Origin of the sequence: Streptomyces sp. NPDC059900 (assembly GCF_050270335.1) — a bacterium.
Taxonomy (GTDB): Bacteria; Actinomycetota; Actinomycetes; order Streptomycetales; family Streptomycetaceae; genus Streptomyces.
Genome location: NZ_JBNNJZ010000774.1, coordinates 1 through 3211 on the forward strand (window position 1 = coordinate 1; position 3211 = coordinate 3211).

The following is a 3211-nucleotide window of genomic DNA, read 5'->3' on the forward strand; positions in this document are numbered from 1 at the left end:
GCACCGGGATGCGCAGCACCGCCCCGCAGCCGCACTCGAGCTCGGGGTGCGGCCACTGGTCCCGGCGCCCGCACGTCCTGCACCGCACGGTCACCCACTCCTCCGCCCACGTCCGGTCCGTCACCGGAGTCACCGTCGCGCCGCGCGCCACCGGCGGCACCACCGGGGCGCCGCACGCGCAGGGATAGGACGGCGGAGCGTACACATGTTCGCGCCGACAAACCGGGCACCGCACCGGGACGCAGCTGTCCGTCATCACCCTCACCCGTCACCGTCACCGCTCGCCCGCTCGTACGGCCCATCGTCCACCAAGTGGGCTTGCCGCGGCAGCTAGTTGAGCCAAGAACAGCGTCCCCGCCAGAGTCAGGGCCCGGCGGCGGCTGCCCGGCAGCGGAAGGCCCGCCATGCGGGCGACGGTGCGCGGCGCGGGCCTGGCCGTGGGATGCCGGGCGAGGCATGCGGTGACCAGGGGGATGAGCTCACCCGGTACGTCCGTCAGGTCCGGGTCCTGGCCCCCGGCGTCGAAGGGGCCGCGCCCCGACGCCGCGAAGGCGAGGACCGCGCCCAGCGAGAAGATGTCCGCGGGAGGCTTGGCCACGCCTTGTGCCAGGGTCTCGGGTGCCGTATAGCCCGGCGCCGACAGCTCCGCGCCCGATGCCAGGCCGAAGTCGACCGTGCGGGGCCCGTCGGGGGCCAGGAGCACGTTCGACGGCCGCAGGCCCCCGTGCGCGAGCCCCGCCCGGTGGATGTCGTCGAGGGCCCCGGCGAGTGCGCTCGCCAGGGCGCGCAGTCCCGTCGTGTCCAGTGGCCCGCCGGCATCCCGTACCCGCGCGGCCAGTGTCGGACCGCGGACGTACTCCACGGCGAGCCAGGGCGCCGCCCCGTGCGGATCGGCGTCGACCAGCGAGGCGACCCGGCGCCCCCGCACCGCGCCGATCGCGAGGACCTCGCGGGCGAAGCGCGCACGGAACGACGGGTCGCGGGCGAGGGAAGCGTGCACCACCCGCAGGGCGGCGGCGCGCCCCGCCCCGTCGTGCGCGAGATGGACCCGCCCCAGGCTCCCCTGTCCGAGCAGCGGTCCGGCGGCCCATTCGCCGTACCCCGGTGAACCGGCCACGTGTGACCCCCCGATGGTGTGGCCCGAATTCCATGCCGAATTCAACGACTGGGACGCGCTCCCCGCTCGGCCCGGTTCCCGGACCTCTCTTGACGGTCTCCACCGCGCCCGCCTACATTGCTTCCATATAGTAGAACAAAATTTCCACAATGCGGAAACAGAAGCTCACCGCGGGGCGCGACGGGAGCCGGATCCGCCAGCCGTATCCGTCAGCCGAATAGCTGCTGAAGCTGTCGAAGCTGTTGTCGAAGCAGGAGAACCCCATGGCTCGTATGACCGCTGTCCGTGCGGCAGTTGAGATCCTCAAGCGCGAGGGCGTCACCAACGCGTTCGGTGTCCCCGGCGCCGCGATCAACCCGTTCTACAAGGCGCTCCAGGAGGGCGGTGGCATCGACCACACCCTCGCCAGGCACGTCGAGGGCGCCTCGCACATGGCCGAGGGCTACACCCGCGCCAACCCCGGCAACATCGGCGTCTGCATCGGCACGTCGGGCCCGGCGGGCACCGACATGATCACCGGTCTGTACTCCGCCACCGGTGACTCCATCCCGATCCTCTGCATCACGGGCCAGGCGCCGACGCACCTGCTCCACAAGGAGGACTTCCAGGCCGTCGACATCGCGACGATCGCCAAGCCGGTCACCAAGATGGCCGTCACGGTCCTGGAGGCCGCGCAGGTCCCCGGCATCTTCCAGCAGGCGTTCCACCTGATGCGCTCGGGCCGTCCCGGCCCGGTCCTCATCGACCTGCCGATCGACGTCCAGCAGACCGAGATCGAGTTCGACATCGACACGTACGAGCCGCTACCGGTCTACAAGCCGACCGCGACCCGTGCCCAGATCGAGAAGGCCATCACCTTCCTGGTCGAGTCCGAGCGTCCGCTGATCGTCGCCGGCGGCGGCATCATCAACGCCGACGCCTCCGACCTCCTGGTCGAGTTCGCCGAGATCACCAACACCCCGGTCGTGCCGACCCTGATGGGCTGGGGCACGATCCCCGACGACCACGACCTGAACGCGGGCATGGTCGGCCAGCAGACCGGCCACCGCTACGGCAACGCCACGTTCCTGGAGTCGGACTTCGTCCTGGGCATCGGCAACCGCTGGGCCAACCGTCACACCGGCTACAAGCTGGACGTGTACACGCAGGGCCGCACGTTCGTGCACGTCGACATCGAGCCGACGCAGATCGGCAAGATCTTCGCGCCGGACTACGGGATCGCCTCCGACGCCAAGGTCGCCCTCGAACTCTTCGTCGAGGTCGCCAAGGAGCTCAAGGCCGCGGGCAAGCTGCCCGACCGCTCCGAGTGGGTCGCCTCCCACCTGGAGCGCAAGGAGACGCTCCAGCGCCGCACGCACTTCGACAACATCCCCATGAAGCCGCAGCGCGTCTACGAGGAGATGAACAAGGCCTTCGGCCCGGACACGCGCTACGTCACCACCATCGGCCTCTCGCAGATCGCGGGCGCCCAGATGCTGCACGTCTACAAGCCGCGGCACTGGATCAACTGCGGCCAGGCGGGCCCGCTGGGCTGGACGATCCCGGCCGCGCTCGGCGTCGCCACCGCGGACCGCGACACCCCGGTCGTCGCGCTCTCCGGTGACTACGACTTCCAGTTCATGATCGAGGAACTGGCGGTCGGCGCGCAGCACCGCATCCCGTACGTCCACGTCCTGGTCAACAACGCCTACCTGGGCCTGATCCGCCAGGCACAGATCGGCCTGGACATCAACTTCCAGGTCAACCTGGAGTTCGAGAACCAGAACAGCCCGGAGCTGGGCGTCTACGGCGTCGACCACGTCAAGGTCGCCGAGGGCCTGGGCTGCAAGGCGATCCGCGTCACCGACCCGAACGAACTGGGCGAGGCCTTCGAGAAGGCCAAGAAGCTGGCCCAGGAGCACCAGGTCCCGGTCGTCGTCGAGGCCATCCTGGAGCGCATCACGAACATCTCCATGAGCCCCACGGCCGACATCAGCGCGGTCAAGGAGTTCGAGGAGCTGGCCACGGAGCCGGGCCACGCGCCCACGGCGATCCGCCCGTTGAAGGTCTGACGGCAGCGCCGCACGCGGCCCACTGAGGGGCGGTCCACCCGAG

Annotated in this window: 2 protein-coding genes and 1 pseudogene; 1 reads left to right on the plus strand and 2 read right to left on the minus strand. The window is 70.3% G+C overall.

The window, feature by feature from the left end; translation table 11 throughout:
* Nucleotides 1-256, minus strand: a pseudogene (locus ACQKIP_RS43690) (hypothetical protein); the annotation flags it as partial.
* Between the two features lie 18 nt (nt 257-274).
* Complete coding sequence (locus ACQKIP_RS43695; protein WP_365863145.1) at nt 275-1117, minus strand: protein kinase domain-containing protein; 843 nt, start codon at nt 1115-1117, stop codon at nt 275-277.
* A 263-nt stretch (nt 1118-1380) separates the two neighbouring features.
* Between ACQKIP_RS43695 and gcl the strand changes: the two genes are divergently transcribed.
* Complete coding sequence (gcl, locus tag ACQKIP_RS43700; protein WP_365863146.1) at nt 1381-3168, plus strand: glyoxylate carboligase; 1788 nt, start codon at nt 1381-1383, stop codon at nt 3166-3168.
* Nucleotides 3169-3211 lie beyond the last annotated feature (43 nt).

Coding starts and splice junctions, on each gene's coding strand:
- gcl (WP_365863146.1), top strand. CDS start 1,381: ATGGCTCGTATGACCGCTGTCCGTGCGGCAGTTGAGATCCTCAAGCGC.